Annotated in this window: 14 protein-coding genes; 9 read left to right on the top strand and 5 right to left on the bottom strand. The window is 71.1% G+C overall.

What is annotated here, in order from left to right:
• Nucleotides 1-78 precede the first annotated feature (78 nt).
• From fusA to ETP66_RS03015, 4 genes are all read right to left on the bottom strand, one after another.
• On the bottom strand, nt 79-2,154 hold the full coding sequence (gene fusA, locus ETP66_RS03000) for an elongation factor G (protein WP_130840491.1): 2,076 nt from the start codon (nt 2,152-2,154) through the stop codon (nt 79-81).
• A 3-nt stretch (nt 2,155-2,157) separates the two neighbouring features.
• Nucleotides 2,158-2,628 carry a 30S ribosomal protein S7 gene (gene rpsG / locus ETP66_RS03005; protein WP_130840493.1) on the bottom strand — a complete coding sequence of 157 codons (471 nt, stop codon included), beginning with the start codon at nt 2,626-2,628 and terminating at the stop codon, nt 2,158-2,160.
• A gap of 7 nt (nt 2,629-2,635) precedes the next feature.
• Nucleotides 2,636-3,049: a 30S ribosomal protein S12 gene (gene rpsL / locus ETP66_RS03010; RefSeq protein WP_018110828.1), complete on the bottom strand. Its 414-nt coding sequence runs from the start codon at nt 3,047-3,049 to the stop codon at nt 2,636-2,638.
• A 163-nt stretch (nt 3,050-3,212) separates the two neighbouring features.
• Entirely contained in the window at nt 3,213-3,599 is a 387-nt protein-coding gene (locus ETP66_RS03015; protein WP_130840495.1) for a hypothetical protein, read from the bottom strand.
• A gap of 238 nt (nt 3,600-3,837) precedes the next feature.
• On the opposite strand from ETP66_RS03015, the gene ETP66_RS03020 reads away from it, so the two are divergent.
• Both ETP66_RS03020 and hrpB read left to right on the top strand, forming a co-directional pair.
• The gene (locus tag ETP66_RS03020; protein ID WP_130840497.1) at nt 3,838-5,742 is read left to right on the top strand and encodes a DNA topoisomerase subunit B; all 1,905 of its coding nucleotides are present in this window, start codon (nt 3,838-3,840) and stop codon (nt 5,740-5,742) included.
• 16 nt (nt 5,743-5,758) lie between these two features.
• Nucleotides 5,759-8,053, top strand: a complete 2,295-nt coding sequence (hrpB, locus tag ETP66_RS03025; protein WP_130840499.1) for an ATP-dependent helicase HrpB — start codon at nt 5,759-5,761, stop codon at nt 8,051-8,053.
• Here the strand turns inward: hrpB and ETP66_RS03030 are convergent.
• Nucleotides 8,050-8,478 (bottom strand): HAD family hydrolase, encoded by a 429-nt coding sequence (locus ETP66_RS03030; RefSeq protein ID WP_130840501.1) that lies wholly within the window; start codon nt 8,476-8,478, stop codon nt 8,050-8,052. The genes hrpB and ETP66_RS03030 overlap by 4 nt on opposite strands.
• A 49-nt stretch (nt 8,479-8,527) precedes the next feature.
• On the opposite strand from ETP66_RS03030, the gene ETP66_RS03035 reads away from it, so the two are divergent.
• The 7 genes from ETP66_RS03035 to ETP66_RS11905 all read left to right on the top strand — a co-directional run bounded on the left by ETP66_RS03035 (nt 8,528) and on the right by ETP66_RS11905 (nt 16,288).
• Nucleotides 8,528-8,920 carry an SCP2 sterol-binding domain-containing protein gene (locus tag ETP66_RS03035; RefSeq protein ID WP_130840503.1) on the top strand — a complete coding sequence of 131 codons (393 nt, stop codon included), beginning with the start codon at nt 8,528-8,530 and terminating at the stop codon, nt 8,918-8,920.
• Nucleotides 8,917-9,951 carry an alcohol dehydrogenase family protein gene (locus ETP66_RS03040; RefSeq protein ID WP_130840505.1) on the top strand — a complete coding sequence of 345 codons (1,035 nt, stop codon included), beginning with the start codon at nt 8,917-8,919 and terminating at the stop codon, nt 9,949-9,951. Before ETP66_RS03035 ends, ETP66_RS03040 begins: the two co-directional genes overlap by 4 nt.
• Before the next feature lie 343 nt (nt 9,952-10,294).
• On the top strand, nt 10,295-10,708 hold the full coding sequence (locus tag ETP66_RS03045; RefSeq protein ID WP_130840506.1) for a hypothetical protein: 414 nt from the start codon (nt 10,295-10,297) through the stop codon (nt 10,706-10,708).
• A gap of 78 nt (nt 10,709-10,786) precedes the next feature.
• Nucleotides 10,787-11,797, top strand: a complete 1,011-nt coding sequence (locus ETP66_RS03050; protein ID WP_130840508.1) for an LptF/LptG family permease — start codon at nt 10,787-10,789, stop codon at nt 11,795-11,797.
• Nucleotides 11,794-12,837: an LptF/LptG family permease gene (locus ETP66_RS03055; RefSeq protein ID WP_130840510.1), complete on the top strand. Its 1,044-nt coding sequence runs from the start codon at nt 11,794-11,796 to the stop codon at nt 12,835-12,837. The genes ETP66_RS03050 and ETP66_RS03055 overlap by 4 nt, the downstream gene beginning before the upstream one ends.
• Nucleotides 12,834-15,305, top strand: a complete 2,472-nt coding sequence (locus ETP66_RS03060) for an LPS-assembly protein LptD (protein WP_130840512.1) — start codon at nt 12,834-12,836, stop codon at nt 15,303-15,305. The genes ETP66_RS03055 and ETP66_RS03060 overlap by 4 nt, the downstream gene beginning before the upstream one ends.
• Entirely contained in the window at nt 15,302-16,288 is a 987-nt protein-coding gene (locus ETP66_RS11905; RefSeq protein WP_201738456.1) for a hypothetical protein, read from the top strand. Before ETP66_RS03060 ends, ETP66_RS11905 begins: the two co-directional genes overlap by 4 nt.

The raw sequence follows: 16,288 nt of genomic DNA on the forward strand, positions 1-16,288 counted from the left end.
CGCACAAACTCGCCCTTGGCCATCTCCGTTCTCCTTTCGGCAAACACGGGTGGGCCCGAAGGCCCACCCCAAGACCCCTTACTGACCCTTGATCAGCTTCTCCTGCACCTGCTTGGGGACCTCCTGGTAGTGGTCGAAGAACATGACGAAGGAGCCCCGGCCTTGCGTCTTGGAGCGCAGGTCGGTGGCGTAGCCGAACATCTCCGCCAGGGGCACGTAGGCCCGGATCACCTGGGCGTTCCCCCTGGGCTCCATGCCCAGGATCTGGCCCCGGCGGGCGTTCAGGTCGCCGATGACGTCCCCCATGTACTCCTCGGGGGTGGTGACCTCCACCCGCATGATGGGCTCCAGGATCACCGGCTCCCCCTTCTGCACCGCCTCCTTGATGGCCATGGAGCCCGCGATCTTGAAGGCCATCTCCGAGGAGTCCACCTCGTGGTAGGAGCCGTCGTAGAGGGTGACCTTCACGTCCACCACGGGGAAGCCGATGAGGGGACCGGACTGCATGGCCTCCTCGATGCCCTTCTGCACCGCGGGGATGTACTCCTTGGGGATCACCCCGCCCACGATGGCGTTCACGAACTCGAAGCCCGACCCCCGGGGCAGGGGCTCAGCCTTGATCTTCACGTGGCCGTACTGGCCGCGGCCCCCCGTCTGGCGGATGAACTTGCCCTCCACGTCCACCGGGCGGGTGAGGGTCTCCCGGTAGGCCACCTGGGGCTTGCCCACGTTGGCGTCCACCTTGAACTCCCGCTTCAGGCGGTCCACGATGATCTCCAGGTGGAGCTCCCCCATCCCGGAGATGATGGTCTGGCCGGTCTCGGGGTGGGTGGAGACGCGGAAGGTGGGGTCCTCCTCGGAAAGGCGGGAGAGGGCCTGGGAGAGCTTGTCCTGGTCCGCCTTGGTCTTGGGTTCGATGGCCACGTCGATGACGGGCTCGGGCACCTCGATGGACTCCAGGACCACCCGGGGGGCGTCCTCCCCCACCAGGGTGTCCCCGGTGATGGTCTCCTTGAGGCCCACCACCGCCCCCAGGTCCCCGGCCTTGAGCTCCTCCACCTCCTCCCGGTGGTTGGCGTGCATGCGGAGGAGGCGGGCCACCCGCTCCTTGCGCCCCCGGGTGGTGTTGTACACGTAGGAGCCCGAGGTGAGGGTGCCGGAGTAGACGCGGATGAAGGTGAGGCGGCCCACGTAGGGGTCGGCCATGATCTTGAAGGCCAGGGCCGCCAGAGGGCCCTCGGGGTCGGGGTGGACCTCCACCTCCTCCCCCTCAGGGGTGGTCCCCCGGATGGGGGGGATGTCCAGGGGGGAGGGCAGGTAGTCCACCACCGCGTCCAGGAGGAGCTGGACGCCCTTGTTCTTGAGGGCGGACCCCAAGAAGAGGGGGGTGATCTGGATGCCGATGGTGCCCTTGCGGATGGCCGCCACCAGCTCTTCCTCGGAGGGCTCCTCGCCCTCCAGGTACTTGAGCATCACGTTCTCGTCGAAGTCGGCGGCGGCCTCGATGAGCTTCTCGCGGTACTCCCGGGCCTGGGAGAGGTACTCCTCGGGGATGGGGATCTCGCGGATGTCGGTGCCCAGGTCGTTGCCGTAGGTGTAGGCCTTCATCCTGAGGACGTCGATGATCCCCGAGAAGGTGTCCTCCCGGCCGATGGGAAGCTGCATCACCACCGGCCTCGCCCCCAGGCGCTCCTGCATGGTGCGGACCACCAGCCACAGGTCGGCCCCCGTCTTGTCCATCTTGTTGGCGAAGGCGATGCGGGGTACCCGGTACTTCTCCGCCTGGCGCCAGACGGTCTCCGACTGGGGCTCCACCCCCTGGCTGGAGTCGAAGACCACGATGGCCCCGTCCAGCACCCGCATGGAGCGCTCCACCTCGATGGTGAAGTCCACGTGGCCCGGGGTGTCGATGATGTTGATGCGGTGGTCCTTCCAGAAGCAGGTGGTCACGGCGGCGGTGATGGTGATGCCCCGCTCCCGCTCCTGCTCCATGAAGTCCATGGTGGCCGCGCCCTCGTGGACCTCGCCGATCTTGTGGATCTTGCCGGTGTAGTAAAGGATGCGCTCGGTGGTGGTGGTCTTGCCGGCGTCGATGTGGGCGGCGATGCCGATGTTGCGAAGCCTCTTCAGGTCATAGGCTACCTTGACCGCCATGGCTCACCACCGGTAGTGGGCGTAGGCGCGGTTGGCCTCGGCCATCCGCTCCACGTCCTCCTTCTTCTTCACCGCCCCCCCCTTGCCCTCGGCGGCGTCCATGAGCTCGTGGGCGATGCGCAGGGCCGCCCCCCGCTCGGAGCGCCCGTTCGCCGCTTGCACCAGCCAGCGCAGGGCCAAGGACTGCTGCCTCCTGGGGGAGACCTCCATGGGCACCTGGTAGTTGGCCCCGCCCACGCGGCGGGAACGGACCTCCATTCTGGGCTTCACGTTCTCCACCGCCTGCTTGAAGACCTTCAACGGCTCCTGCCCGGTCTTCTCCTGGATGATGCGGCAGGCCTCGTAGAAGAGGCGGGCGGCCAGGTTCTTCTTGCCCTCCCGCATGATCTTGTTGATGAAGGCCGAAACCACCACGTCCCCGTAGACCAGATCGGGCTCTAGCTGGCGTACCTCTGCTCTCCTTCTCCGCGCCATGGCTCACCTACTTCTTCTTGGCCGGGGCCGCGCCTTTGGTCTCCTTGGGCCGCTTGGTCCCGTACTTGGAGCGGCTCTTCTTGCGGTCCTTCACCCCCTGGGTGTCGTAGACCCCGCGGACGATGTGGTAGCGCACGCCCGGCAGATCCTTCACCCGGCCCCCCCGGATGAGGACCACGGAGTGTTCCTGCAGGTTGTGCCCCTCACCGGGGATGTAGGCGGTGACCTCGTAGCCGGAGGTGAGGCGCACCTTGGCCACCTTGCGCAGGGCGGAGTTGGGCTTCTTGGGGGTGACGGTGCGCACCACGGTGCACACCCCCCGGCGGAAGGGCGAGCCCTTCAAGGCGGGGACCTTGCTCTTCTTCTGGACCTTCTCGCGGCCCCTTCGGACAAGCTGGTTGATCGTCGGCAGTGCCACCACTCCCTTCTTCCTGGACTTGCCCCCGTGTTCTCAAGATCCGCCCGGGGGAAGGGCTTCCCCCGGCTTTGCCCACGCAGGGCAACCCCCTCAGGGCCAGGGGCTGGCCCTGAGGGCCCTCAACTCGCCCAGTGTACAGGGCTAGAGGCCTTTTGGCAAGCGGGCCCTAGCCCCCGGTGAAGTAGACCCGGAAGGCCAGGCCCACGGCGAAGAGGAGGCCCAGGGCCACGAAGACCTCCGGGCGCCTGGGGGGGTTTCTGAGGCCCCGGTGGAACCAGCCCCCGGGCTCGAGGCCCCCCAGGTAGTGGAGGCCCGCCGCCAGGAGGAGGCCGTAGAGGAGGTGGGTGGCGTCCTGGGGCCTCAGGCCCCCCAGGAACAGGACGAAGCCCAGGACCACCTGGAAGATGGCCACCCAGGCGGCACCGCGCAAGGCGGCGTAGAAGCGGGAGGGAAGGGGCCGGAAAAAGCCCAAAAGGCCCACCAGGGCCAAGGCGGGCACGGCCACCAGGAGGAAGAGGCCCAAGAGGGCGTGGAGGAAAACCAGGGCCGCCATGGGGGCATCTTATACCACCCCGCGCGGACGAGGTCCGGAGGGCCCGCCGCGGCTTTCGCGCCCAAGGGGAGGAAGCCTGCGCCCCTGGGGGGAGCCTGGGGCGGGGACGCCCGCCCCGCCGCCCCGGGCGGCAGGGGGTTTTCTGGACCTAGACCGCACTCCCTGCGGGGGCCGAAGGGGACGCCGCCCCTTCCCCAAGGCAAAAACCCCCGGGGAGGGGCCGTGCTATACTGGGGGGGTGAGCTACGACGCATCCGCCATCAAGGTGCTCAAGGGGCTGGAGGGGGTGCGCCACCGCCCGGCCATGTACGTCGGGGGCACGGGGGTGGAGGGCTACCACCACCTCTTCAAGGAGATCCTGGACAACGCCGTGGACGAGGCCCTGGCGGGCTACGCCACGGAGATCGTCACCACCCTGAACGAGGACGGGTCCCTCACCGTGGAGGACAACGGCCGGGGCATCCCCGTGGACCTCATGCCCGAGGAGGGGAAGCCCGCGGTGGAGGTGATCTACACCACCCTGCACTCGGGGGGCAAGTTTGAAAGCGGGGCCTACAAGGTTTCCGGGGGGCTTCACGGGGTGGGGGCCAGCGTGGTGAACGCCCTCTCCGAGTGGACGGTGGTGGAGGTGTTCCGGGAGGGGAAGCACCACCGGATCGCCTTTCGCCGGGGAGAGGTCACGGAGCCCCTCCAGGTGGTGGGCCCCGCCCCCAAGGGCCAAAGGGGCACCCGGGTCACCTTCAAGCCCGACCCCCTGATCTTCGGGAACCTGGGCTTCGACCCCAGCAAGATCAGGGCCCGCCTCCGGGAGGTGGGCTACCTGGTGGCGGGGCTTAGGCTGGTCTTCCGCGACCGCCAGCACGGGCGGGAGGAGGTCTTCTGGGACAAGGGGGGCGTGGCCTCCTTCGCCAAGGCCCTGGCGGAAGGGGAGGAGCTCCTCTACGAGCGGCCCTTCCTCCTCAAGGGGCAGGAGGGGGAGGTGGAGGTGGAGGTGGGCCTCATCCACACCAAGGGCTACACCGCGGAGATCCTCACCTACGCCAACATGATCCCCACCCGGGACGGGGGCACCCACCTCACCGCCTTCAAGAGCGCCTACAGCCGGGCCCTGAACCAGTACGCTAAGAAGGCGGGCCTCAACAAGGAGAAGGGCCCCCAGCCCACGGGGGACGACCTCCTGGAGGGGCTTTATGCGGTGGTGAGCGTGAAGCTCCCCAAGCCCCAGTTCGAGGGGCAGACCAAGGGGAAGCTCCTGAACCCCGAGGCGGGAAGCGCCGTGGCCCAGGTGGTCTACGAGCGGCTCCTGGAAATCCTGGAGGAAAACCCCCGGACCGCCAAGACCCTCTACGAGAAGGCCCTGCGGGCCGCCCAGGCCCGGGAGGCGGCCAGGAAGGCCCGGGAGCTGGTCCGGCGCCAGAACCCCCTGGAGTCCGACGACCTCCCCGGGAAACTGGCCGACTGCCAGACGGAAAACCCGGAGGAGGCGGAGCTTTTCATCGTGGAGGGGGACTCGGCCGGGGGAAGCGCCAAGCAGGGCCGGGACCGCCGCTTCCAAGCCATCCTCCCCCTGAGGGGCAAGATCCTGAACGTGGAGAAGGCCTCCCTGGCCAAGGCCCTGAAAAACGCCGAGGTGCGGGCCATGGTGGCGGCCATCGGGGTGGGCCTCGGGGGGGACGGGGAGGCCCACTTCGACCTGGAAGGCCTCCGCTACGGCAAGATCATCCTCATGACCGACGCCGACGTGGACGGGAGCCACATCCGCACCCTCCTCCTCACCTTCTTCTACCGCTACCTCCGTCCCCTCATCGAAAGGGGCCACGTCTACATCGCCCAGCCCCCCCTCTACCGCCTGCAGGTGGGGAAGCGGGTGGAGTACCTCTACTCCGACGAGGCGCTTGCCGCCCGCCTCCGGGAGCTTGAGGGCAAGGGCTACGAGGTGCAGCGCTTCAAGGGCCTGGGGGAGATGAACCCCGAGCAGCTTTGGGAGACCACCATGAACCCGGAAAAGCGGGTGCTGAAGCAGGTGGAGCTCCAGGACGCCCTCGAGGCCAGCGAACTCTTCGAGAAGCTCATGGGCCAGGACGTGGCCCCCAGGCGGGAGTTCATCGAGGAACACGCCCGCTACGCGGAGCTGGACGTTTAGCCCCAGAAGAGGGGAAATGGCGGGCTGGCTGGACCAAGGGGTGGCCCTCCTGAGGAAGGAGGGCCGCCTCCTCCTGGTGGCCCCCCCGGGGGCGGGGAAGAGCACCCTCTTCCCCCTAAAGGTGCTCCAGGCCCTTCCCGGCCAGGTGTTCCTCTTTGCGCCAAGGCGGGTGGCGGCCCGGGCGGTGGCGGCCAGGCTGGCGGAGAACCTGGGGGAGCCCCTGGGGAAGACCGTGGGCTACCGGGTGCGCCTGGAGGGGAGGGAAAGCGGGGCCACCCGCCTCCTGGTGATGACCGAGGGCCTCCTCACCCGGCGCCTCCTGGAAGACCCCACCTTGGAAGGGGTTTCCGCGGTCCTCCTGGACGAGGCCCACGAGCGCCACCTGGAAACCGACCTGAGCCTGGCCCTCCTCCTCAGGGTGCAGGAAACCCTGCGGCATGACCTCAAAATCGCCCTCCTCACCGCCACCCCGGACGAGGACCTGAGGCGGGCCTTTTCCGGGGCGGTCCTGGAGGTGGCAGGGGAGGCGCACCCGGTGGCGGTCTTCCACCTGCCCAAGCCCCCCGAAGGACCCCTGGAGCCCCTGGCCGCCCGCTACGCCAAGAAGGCCTTTCTGGAGGGGGAAGGGGATGTTTTGGTCTTCCTCCCGGGCAAGGCGGAGATCGAAAGGACAAAAAGGCTCCTGGAAGACCTCCCCGCCTTTCCCCTCCACGGGGGGCTTCCCCTGGCCGAGCAGGCCGCCCTCCTCCGGCCGGGCCCCCGCAGGATCGTCCTGGCCACGGACGTGGCGGAGACGAGCCTTACCCTGCCGGGGGTGCGGGCCGTGGTGGACACCGGGCTCGCCAAGAAGCCCCGCTTCGACCCCAGAACCGGCCTCACCCGCCTGGCCCGGGTGCGCATCCCCGAGGCCTCCGCCCGGCAGCGGGCGGGCCGGGCCGGGCGCACGGGGCCTGGGCGGGTGTACCGCCTCTACCCCGAGGGCCCCTTTCCCCCCCAAAGGCCCGAGGTCCTGGAGGCGGACCTCTCCCGGGCCCTCCTCCTGGCCCTGGGCTTTGGGGAACGGCTGGAGGCCCTCCCCCTCCCCACCCCGCCCCCCCAAGGGGCCCTCGAGGCCGCCTGGGACCTCCTCGGGCTTTTGGGGGCGGTGGCGGGGGAGGGGCTCACCCCCTTGGGGCGGCGGATGCTCCTCCTCCCCACCCACCCCCGCCTGGCCCGCATGGTCCTGGAGGCGGAGGCCCTGGGCCTCCTCCCCCTGGCCGCGGACCTCCTGGCCCTTCTGGAGGAGCGGGACCCCCTGGAGGGGGAGCCCGACCTCCTGGAGAAGCTTTCCGGGCTCCTCGAGGCCCGCCGGGCAGGGCGGGGGGCCTTTTTGGGGGTGGAGCGGGTCGCTGCCCTTTGGCGGGGGAGGCTTGGGGTGAAGCCCCTAGAGCGCCTCCCCGCCCCGGAGGCGGTGGGACGCCTCCTCCTCGCCGCCTACCCCGACCGGGCGGCGGAGCGGGTGGCCCCGGGGCGCTACCGCCTGGCCACAGGGCCCCTCCTCCGCCTCCCCGGGGAAGGCCCGGCCTACCTGGTGGCGGTGGGGGCGGAGGCGGGCCCTAAGGAAGGGCGCCTCCTCCTCTTTGCCCCCCTGGCCCGGGAAGACCTCCTGAAGCGGGCGGAGGTGGCGGCCTGGACGGGGTGGGAGGAGGGAAGGCTAAGGGGCTACCTGGAGCGGCGCCACGGAAGCCTGGTGCTGGAGCGGGTGGCGGTGGACCCCGGCCCCCCCACGGAGGCCCACCTGCGGGAGGCCCTGAAGGAGGGGCTTCCCCTGCCCGAGGAGGCCCGGCAGGTCCTCCTGCGCCTCGCCTTCCTCAAGGCCCACGGGGTGGCGGTGCCGGAGCTTTCCGAGGAAGCCCTCCTGGAAGACCTCTCCTGGCTCCTCCCCTGGACGGAAGGGGTGCGGCAGAAGGAGGAGCTTCGGGGCTTACCCTGGAAGGAGATCCTCCTTGGCCTCCTGGGGGAAGCCCGGAAGACCCTGGAGGCGCTGGCCCCCGAGGCCCTGGCCCTGCCCTCGGGGAAGAGAAGGCGCCTGGAGTACCGCCCGGACGCCCCGCCCCTCCTCGCCCTGCGGGTCCAGGAGGCCTTTGGCCTCTGGGAGACCCCCAGGGTGCTGGGGGGGAAGGTGCCGGTGGCGGTGGCCCTCCTCTCCCCCGCGGGGCGGCCGGTGCAGGTGACCCAGGACCTCGAGGGCTTCTGGGAGCGGCACTACCCCAAGGTGCGCCAGGAGCTCATGCGCCGCTACCCCAAGCACCCTTGGCCGGAGCGCCCCTAGGGGCGGAAGACCTCGGCCCGGAAGCCCCGCTCCCGGGCCCTGACCACCAGGAGGGGGTTGTCGTCCAGGTAGAGGGCCTCCTCCGGGGAAAGCCCCAAGGAGCGCAGGGCCAGGGCCAAGGCCTCCATCTTCTCCGGGTGGAAAAAGGCCCGGTAGCCCTCAGGGGGCGGGAGGTCGGCCACCAGGTGGAAGGGCTCGGGGAAGGGGTGGGTGCGGGGGCGGAAGGCCAGGGGGTAAAGCCGGCTCGCCCCGGGGAAGAGGGCCTCCAAGACCCCTGGCCCCTCCACCCTTAAGCGGGGGAGGAGGTCGTAGAAGGCCTGGGAGAGGTAGAAGAGGGGCTCCCCGCCCGCCTGGGAGAGGAGGCGGAGAAGCCTTGGCTCCACCGGCTCGCAGTAGACCCCGGAGAGGTCCAGGAGGTAGACCACGCCCCAAGCCTAACCCCAAGGCCTTATACTGGGTGCAAAGGAGGAAGCCATGCAGCCCTTCAGCGAAAACTGGGCCCAGGCCTACTGCCAGAAGCTTTCCCAAAGCGAGGCCTACCGGAAGGCGGCCGCCACCTGGGAGGGAAGCCTGGCCCTGAGGGTGCGCCCTGACCCCTCCCAGGGCCTCCCCCAGGGGGTGGCGGTGGTCCTGGACCTCTGGCACGGGGCGTGCCGGGGGGCGAGGGTGGTGGAGGGGGAGGCCGAGGCCGACTTCGTCATCGAGGCCGACCTGGCCACCTGGCAGGAGGTCCTGGAGGGGCGCCTCGAGCCCCTCAGCGCCCTCCTGCGAGGGCTTTTGGAACTGAAGAAGGGCTCCCTCGCCGCCCTGGCCCCCTACGCCCAGGCGGCCCAGGAGCTCGTCAAGGTGGCCCGGGAGGTCCCATGAGGGCCGTGGTGTACCAGGGGCCCTTCCAGGTGGCGGTGGCGGAGGTGCCCGAGCCCAGGCTGGAGGCGGAAGGGGACGCCATCGTGGCGGTGGAACTCGCCGCCATCTGCGGCTCCGACCTGCACATCTACCACGGCAAGATCGCCGGGGTCCTGCCGGGGGCGGTCCTGGGCCACGAGTTCGTGGGGCGCATCGTGGAGAAGGGCCCCCTGGTGCCCTTGGCCCTGGGGGAGAGGGTGGTGGGGAGCTTCCAGGTGGCCTGCGGGGAGTGCCCCGCCTGCCGCAGGGGGCAGTACTTCGCCTGCCTGAAAGGAGGCGTCTACGGCTTCGGCCTGGCCCTGGGGAACCTGCCGGGGGCCCAGGCGGAGCGGGTGCGGGTGCCCTTCGCCCGCCATAGCCTTTTCCCCATCGGGGACCTGCCCGCGGAGGAGGCCCTCCTGGCCGGGGACATCCTCACCACCGCCTACGGGGGGGTGCGGCCCTTCCTCTCCCCAGGGATGGGCGTGGCCGTGGTGGGCTCGGGGCCGGTGGGCCTCATGGCCCAGGCCGTGGCCCACGCCCTGGGGGCGGGAAGGGTCTTCGCCATCGACCCCGAGGAGAGCCGCCTGGAGAAGGCCCGGGCCCTGGGGAGCCTCCCCATCAACCCCAAGGCGGAGGACCCCGCGGCCCGGGTGCGCCGGGAGACGGAGGGCCTGGGGGCGGAGCTGGTGGTGGAGGCGGTGGGGGGGGAGGGGGAGGCCCTGGCCCTGGCCCTGCGCCTGGCGGGGCCCGGGGGGGTGGTCTCCAGCCTGGGGGTGCCCACCGCGGAAAGGCTGGACTACCCCTGGCTTTCCGCCTTCAGCCGGGGCATCACCTTCCGGAGCAGTCTGGCCAACGTCCCCCGCTGGATCGGGGAGGTGCTGGCCTTGCAGAGGGCGGGAAGGCTCAGGGGGAGCTTCGTCTTCAGCCACCGCCTGCCCCTCGAGGAGGCCCCCGAGGGCTACCGCCTCTTCCATGAGCGCCAGGCCACCAAGGTGGCCCTGGTGCCATAAAGGAAAACCGCCGCCCGCAGGCGGCCTGTTCCCTTGACCTCCTTAATATACCACGGCTTGCCGCTATGTAAAGTGGTATGCAGAAAACCCCTCTCCGAGGGGTCTCCAAAGGGGGAGCAACAAGTACGCTAGAGCATATCCGAGTTATTCCTGGTCCGCCGCACCCTTTCCCTCTCTCGGTCCGAAGGGGACGGTCCAGCACCGTTCCTCCCAAGGGAGCCTCTCGGGCTGAGGACCAGGCCCCCCTGGGGTGGGACGATCCGCGGTCGGCAAATGTGGCCTTTTCCTCCCCCATGGCCGGACGACCGGCCTAGCCTGAAGGGGAAGACCAAGGAGGTGGCCCATGGCCCGGTACCTGGTGGTGGCCCATCGCACGGCCAAAAGCCCAGAGTTGGCGGAAAAACTCCGGGAGGTTAGGGCCCAAGACCCAGAGGCCCGCTTCGTCCTCCTGGTGCCTGCCGTGCCTCCGCCCGGCTGGGTGTACGAGGAGAACGAGGTGTGGGAACGGTCCCGAAGGGAGGCGGAGGCGGCCAAGGAAGCCCTCGAGGCCCAGGGCATCCCTGTGGAGGAGGCCAAACCCGGGGATATCTCCCCCCTTCTGGCCCTGGAGGAGGAGCTCCTAGCCCACCCCGGGGCCTACCAGGGAATCGTCCTCGCCACCCTCCCTCCGGGGCTTTCCCGCTGGCTAAGGCTGGACGTGCACACCCAGGCGGAACGCTTCGGCCTGCCGGTGGTCCACGTGATCGCCCACCCCTAGGGCCAGCCCGGGTCCGGTCAAGGGCCAAGGGGTCCGGCCTTTCCCCGCTTCTCATCTGGCCTCCGTATACTCGGCCTGGTGCTGGGGCGCTACGTCCTCAAGGAGGTGCTGGTTCCCTACCTGGTGGGGGTCCTCCTCTTCGTCGCCCTTCTCACCTTTGACCTGCTCTCCAGCCTCTCCGGGGTGCTCCTCGCCCGGGGGGCCGGGGCCGAGGCCGTCTTGGGGCTCGTCCTGCTGCGCCTGCCCTGGACCCTGAGCCTGGCCCTGCCCCTGGGCCTGGTCTTCGCCGTCCTGGTGGGCCTCGCCCGCCTCATCCGGGGATCGGAGCTCAAGGCGGCCTACGCCGCCGGGGTGCCCCCCTGGGCCCTGCTCCGGCCCCTCCTCCTCCTCGCCCTCCTGGTGAGCCTCCTCAACCTCCTCCTCCTGGCCGAGGTACGCCCCCGGGCCCTGGAGGCCTACGACGCCCGCCTGACCCGCCTCCTCTACGGGGAAGGGGTCTTGAGCGGGGCCCTGCGGAACCAGCTCTACGCCCCCCCGGGCCTCGGGGTCTACTACGCGGAGGAGGTACGGCCCGAGGCGGGGCAGAACCGGCTGCAGGGGGTGCGGGTGGTGGACGGGGAGGGCCGGGTCTACAGCGGCGGGGAAGGGGTCTGGGACCGGGAGGGGTGGCACCTCCGGGGGTACGTGCTGGAGGGGGAGGTCCTCAAGCCCTTCCAGGGCACCCTTCCCTTCCCCGTCCACTTCCGCCCCCGGGAGAGCCTGGGCTCCCGCGACCCCTACGACTCCACGCCCTTGAGGGAGCTCTGGCAGCGCAGCCAGGTGGAGCCCGGGGCCCGCTTCGCCCTCTACCGCCGCCTGGCCGACGCCCTGGGCGGGCTCTTCCTGGGGTGGGTGGCCGCCGCCCTCGGGCTCTCCTTCCGCCAGGCCGCCTGGGCCTTCCTGGCCCTGGTCCTCCTCATCTTCGGCTACTACGTGCTCTGGACCCTAAGCGCCCAGCTGGCCCGCTACGACGTGAACCCCCTGCTGGCCTTCCTGCCCAACGCCCTTTACGGCCTCCTGGCCCTTGGGCTCACCTGGAGGATGCGGTGAGGACCCTGGACCGCTACCTGCTTAGGGAGGCCTTGGGCCACTTCGCCCTGGGGCTTGCCGTCCTCCTCCTCCTCTTCTGGGCGGGGGCGGTCTACGAGGTCCTGGCCCCCCTGGTGGCCAAGGGGGGCGACCCCTACACCCTCCTCCTCTACCTCCTCTACCGCACCCCCGAGGCGGTGGTGCGGGGGGCCCCCGTGGCCTACCTCTTCGCCCTCCTCCTCCTCCTCTCCCGCATGGCCGAGGACGCGGAGCTCAAGGCCCTCCTGGCCCTGGGGGTCCGGCGGGAGCGGGTGCTCCTGCCCCTCCTGGCCCTGGGGGGGGGGATCGGCCTCCTGGCCTTCGCCCTGGGGGAAGGGCTGGTACCGCGGAGCCTGGCGGCGGGGCAGGACCTCCTGAGACGGCAGGTCCTGGAGCGGCCCCGGGCCCTCCTCACCCCGGGAACCGCCTTCCAGGACGCCAAGGGAAGGGTGGTGTACGTGGGGGAGGTGGAAGGGGAGAGGATCGGCAGGCTACGGGTCCTCTCCCGGCAGGAGGTGCTCGTGGCCGAGGGAGGGAGGTTCCAGGGAGGGGTCCTGCGGGTGGAGGAGGGCCTGCGGGTCACCTACCAGGGGGACCGCCCCCGCACCCTCACCCGCTTCCAGGGGGGGGAGATCGTCCTCAAGGACCTGACCTTCGATCCCTGGCAGAACCCCGCCAACCGCATGACCCTGGCCGAGCTTAGGCGGGAGGTGGAAAGGCTCAGGGCCCTGGGGCTTAGGGCGGGCCTCGAGGCCACCACCTACCACCGCCGCTTCGCCGAGCCCCTGGCCGCCCCCGTCTTCGCCCTCTTCGCCGCGGGCCTGGCCTTCTACCTCCTCGGGGGTTCGCGGAGCCTGGGGCTCGTGGGGGTGGCGGTCCTCACCTTCTTCTACTACGCTGCGTGGAGCGTGGGGCGGATCATGGGGGAGCAGAACGCCCTAGACCCCCTCCTCGCCGCCTGGGGGCCCAACCTGGTCTACGGGGCCCTGGGCCTCCTCCTGTTCCTGGGAGGGCGGCGGTGAGGTGGCTCGTCCTTCTCCTCCTCCTCGCCCCCGCCTGGGCCCAGGGGGTCTTGAGGGTGGTGGAGGCGGAGCGGCTGGAGCTCCGCCACGAGGGGGAGGAGGAGGTCTACGTCCTCACCGGCCGCCCCGTGCGCCTGGAGCGGGAGGGGGAGGCCATCGAGGCGGAACGGGTGGTCTACCTCCGCTCCCGGGGGCTCCTCCTCCTCTCGGGAAGGGTGCGCTACCGGGACGGGGAGGGGACCCTCATCGAGGCGGAGGAGCTGCAGCTGGACCTGGGGGACGGCAGCTTCGACGCCCTCACGGTGCGCATCGAGGCCAGAGACCTCCTCCTCACCGGGCCCCTCTGCCAGCGGGCGGCGGGGGCCATCCTCCTGGAAAGGGGGTACGCCACCCCCTGCGCCCCTTGCGGCCACGAGGTGCCCGACTACGCCTTCCGCGCCCGGGAGATCCTCCTCTACCCGGGGGACCGGGTGGTGGCGCGGGGGGTGGTCCTCCTGGTGGGGGAGGAGCCCCTTTTGGAGCTTCCCGTCCTCCTCCTCTTCCTCTCGGAACGCCAGCCTCGGCTGGAGGTGGGGCAGGACGAGGGAGGGATTTACCTGAAGGCCGCCCTCCCCTACGTGGCCCCCTTCGGCCTGGGGTTCGCCCTCCTCCACTACTACCAGGGGCGGGGCTACGGTTTGGGCTTCGACCACGTGGGCACCGGGGAGGCCCGGGAGCGCTACTTCTTCCTCCACACCCCCCCCGACCTCTTCCAGTACCGGGGGGAGTACGTCCTGAGGCGGCGGGAGTTCTCGGTGAACGCCCTTTTGGAGCGGGACGACACCCGGCTAAGGCTTTCCCGCTTCCGCCTGGAGGCCTTCCTCCCCGGCACCCCCACCCCAGGGGAGTGGCGCTACGCCCTCCGGGCCGAGGGCTTTTGGGTCCACGACCCCGCCCTCACCCCCCCCAGGCTCCTGCAGCGCCTCCCCGAGGTGGAGGCGCAAAGCCCGGTCTTCCGGGAGGGCCCCTTCAGCCTCCAGGGGGGCCTGGTCCTGGGCTACTACCAGGCGGAGACCAACCCCCTAAACCGCAGCGCCCGGGCCCTCGGGCCCTACGCCGGGGCGGGGCGGGCCCTCCTCAGCCACAGCGAAAGCCTGGCCCTCACCCCCTGGCCCGGGGGCGCCTTTCGGGCGGAGAACCGCTTCCGGGGCTTCTACTACACCACGCAAAACCCGGACGGGGAGTACGAGCGCCAGATCGACTGGGCTACCGCGGCGAGCCTGCGCCAGACCCTGGGAGGCTTCAGCCTGGAGCTGGGCTACGCCCGGCTGGTCCAGGAGGGGGAAAGCCCCTTCCGCTTCGACGCCCTGCCCCAGCGGCGGAGCCACCAGGCCACCCTGGGCCTGGCCTTCCAGGAGCGCCCCCTCCTCCTGGGCCTCCGGGGGGGGCGGGACCTGGAGGCGGGGCGCTACCTGCCCCTGGAGGCCCAGGCCGCCCTCCAGGACCGGGGCTACGCCCTCACCCTCCTCCACCGCCAGGGCCTGGAGGGGGAAGGCCCCCTGGAGACCCGCCTGGAGGGCAGCCTCACCCCCTTCCCCTTCTCCCTCAGGGCCAGCCTCCGCTACGACCACCCCAGGGCCCTCTTCGACCCCCTCCTCCTCCAGGCGGCCTACGCCCTCCCTGGGGGAAGCCTGAACCTGGCCCACCGCCAGGGCCTGAACGGGGAAGGCCCCCTGACCACGGACCTCACCTTCGCCTTCCGGGAAGGCCCAAACGCCTACACCCTCCAGGGGCGGCGGGACTGGCAGCGGGATACCCTGGCCCTCGCGGGCCAGGCCATCTTCGGCCCGCAAAGCCTCTCCCTCCAGGCCACCCTGGACCCCCAGGCCCTGGCCTACGCCCTGGGCTACCGGGCGGGGACGCTCCCGGGGCCCCTGCTGGACCTCCTCCTCTCCGGGCGCTACCAGGAGGGCCTCCGGGGAACCAACCTGCGCCTGGGCCTGGTCCAGGCCCTCCCCGAGGTGGGCTTCCGCCTCACGGCCAACCTGCACCTGCCGGAGGTGGACGACCCTGGGGTCTACCTCCGCGACCTCACCTTCAGCGGGGGGGCGGAGCTCTGGCGGCCGGTGCCCGCGGACGCGGCGGGGGAAGGGGGCATCCCCGGCCTGGCCTTCTCGGGGAACCTCAGCTACGCCCGCCGCCCCGACCGGCCCGAGGGGTACAGCCTCTCCTTGCGGAACTTCGGCCCCACCCTCACCTTCGTGGGGCGGGAGGACACCCGGCTACACCTCTCCGCCCTCCTCACCCAGAACCTGCCGGGGGACCCCTTAAGGCCCCGTTTCGTCCTGGTCCTGGACCGCTGCTGCTGGGCCCTGCGCTTCACCCTGGACGCCCAGCGGGGCGGGATGGGCCTGGCCTTCCTGGCCGGGGGGAGGGCGGCGGAGATCCTCCTGGAGGAGGGAGGGGTGCGCTTGGGAGGTCTGCCGTGAGAAGGTTGGGATTGCTCCTGCCGCTCCTTTTCCCCCTCCTTTGGGGCTGCACGGGAAGCCAGGAACCCCCCCTGCCCGCCCTGGTGGCCGCGGGGGGGGAGGGGGAGGTGCGCTTCTACCGGGCGCGGGACCTCCAGGGGGGCACGGCTCTCCCGGTGACCGCCTGGAGCACCCCGGACCTCCAGGACCTGGCCTACAGCAACGCCTTGGGGACGCTCTTCCTCCTCTTCCCCGACCGGGTGGAGGCCTACCCCACCCAGGGCTTCACGGAAAACGCCGCCCCGCAGGGCACTCCCACCCTCGCCTCCCTCCCCGCGGACTGCGCCGGGGGGTACCTGCGCCTGGGGCAGCGGGCCCTCCTGGCCCACTGCCCCGGGGCGGGACGGGCCTTCCTCCTGGCCCTTCCCGGCCTCGGCACCCCCCAGGAGGCCGACCTCACGGGCCTGCCCCTCGAGGCCCGCCTGGCCCTCCTCCCCCAGGGGGTCCTGGACCTCCTGGGCTACCTCACCCGGGAGGCCCTGGGCTACCGTCCCCCCCTGGACCCCGGGGGCACCCCCCGGTGGGAGCGGCCCCTGGACCCCCTCCCCGCCCAGGACCCCTTCGACCTGCGCACCGACGGAAGCCGCCTCCTGGGCCTGGCCGCCACCTTCCAGGAGGTGCGCCTGTACACCTTGCAGGGGAACGACCTGCAAAGCCGGAGGGTGCTGGGGGACTTCCCCGGGGAGGCCCGGCTGGCCCTGGACCCCGTGGGGGGAGTGGTGGTCTACGGCCGGGGCTTCCAGACCCTGGAGCCCCGGGACTCCGGGCACCGGGAGACTTTCCGCACCTACACCGCTGGGCTGGTGGGCCAGGACGCCTACCTCTACCTGGCCCGGGGCCCGGCCCTGGAGGTCTTCGACCTCTTCCCCTCCCCGCCCCTCCTCCTGCGGGCGGTGGGCCTGGGCTTCAGCCCACGTTCCTTGGCCTTCATCCCGGTAGAATAG

The organism is Thermus thermamylovorans (genome assembly GCF_004307015.1).
GTDB classification, from domain to species: Bacteria; Deinococcota; Deinococci; order Deinococcales; family Thermaceae; genus Thermus; species Thermus thermamylovorans.

Bases quoted from the DNA above. Each gene is read 5' to 3' on its own strand.
- rpsG (WP_130840493.1), bottom strand. From the start codon at position 2,628: ATGGCGCGGAGAAGGAGAGCAGAGGTACGCCAGCTAGAGCCCGATCTG.
- ETP66_RS03015 (WP_130840495.1), bottom strand. From the start codon at position 3,599: ATGGCGGCCCTGGTTTTCCTCCACGCCCTCTTGGGCCTCTTCCTCCTG.
- ETP66_RS03045 (WP_130840506.1), top strand. From the start codon at position 10,295: ATGGCCCGGTACCTGGTGGTGGCCCATCGCACGGCCAAAAGCCCAGAG.
- hrpB (WP_130840499.1), top strand. From the start codon at position 5,759: ATGGCGGGCTGGCTGGACCAAGGGGTGGCCCTCCTGAGGAAGGAGGGC.
- fusA (WP_130840491.1), bottom strand. From the start codon at position 2,154: ATGGCGGTCAAGGTAGCCTATGACCTGAAGAGGCTTCGCAACATCGGC.
- ETP66_RS03040 (WP_130840505.1), top strand. From the start codon at position 8,917: ATGAGGGCCGTGGTGTACCAGGGGCCCTTCCAGGTGGCGGTGGCGGAG.
- ETP66_RS03035 (WP_130840503.1), top strand. From the start codon at position 8,528: ATGCAGCCCTTCAGCGAAAACTGGGCCCAGGCCTACTGCCAGAAGCTT.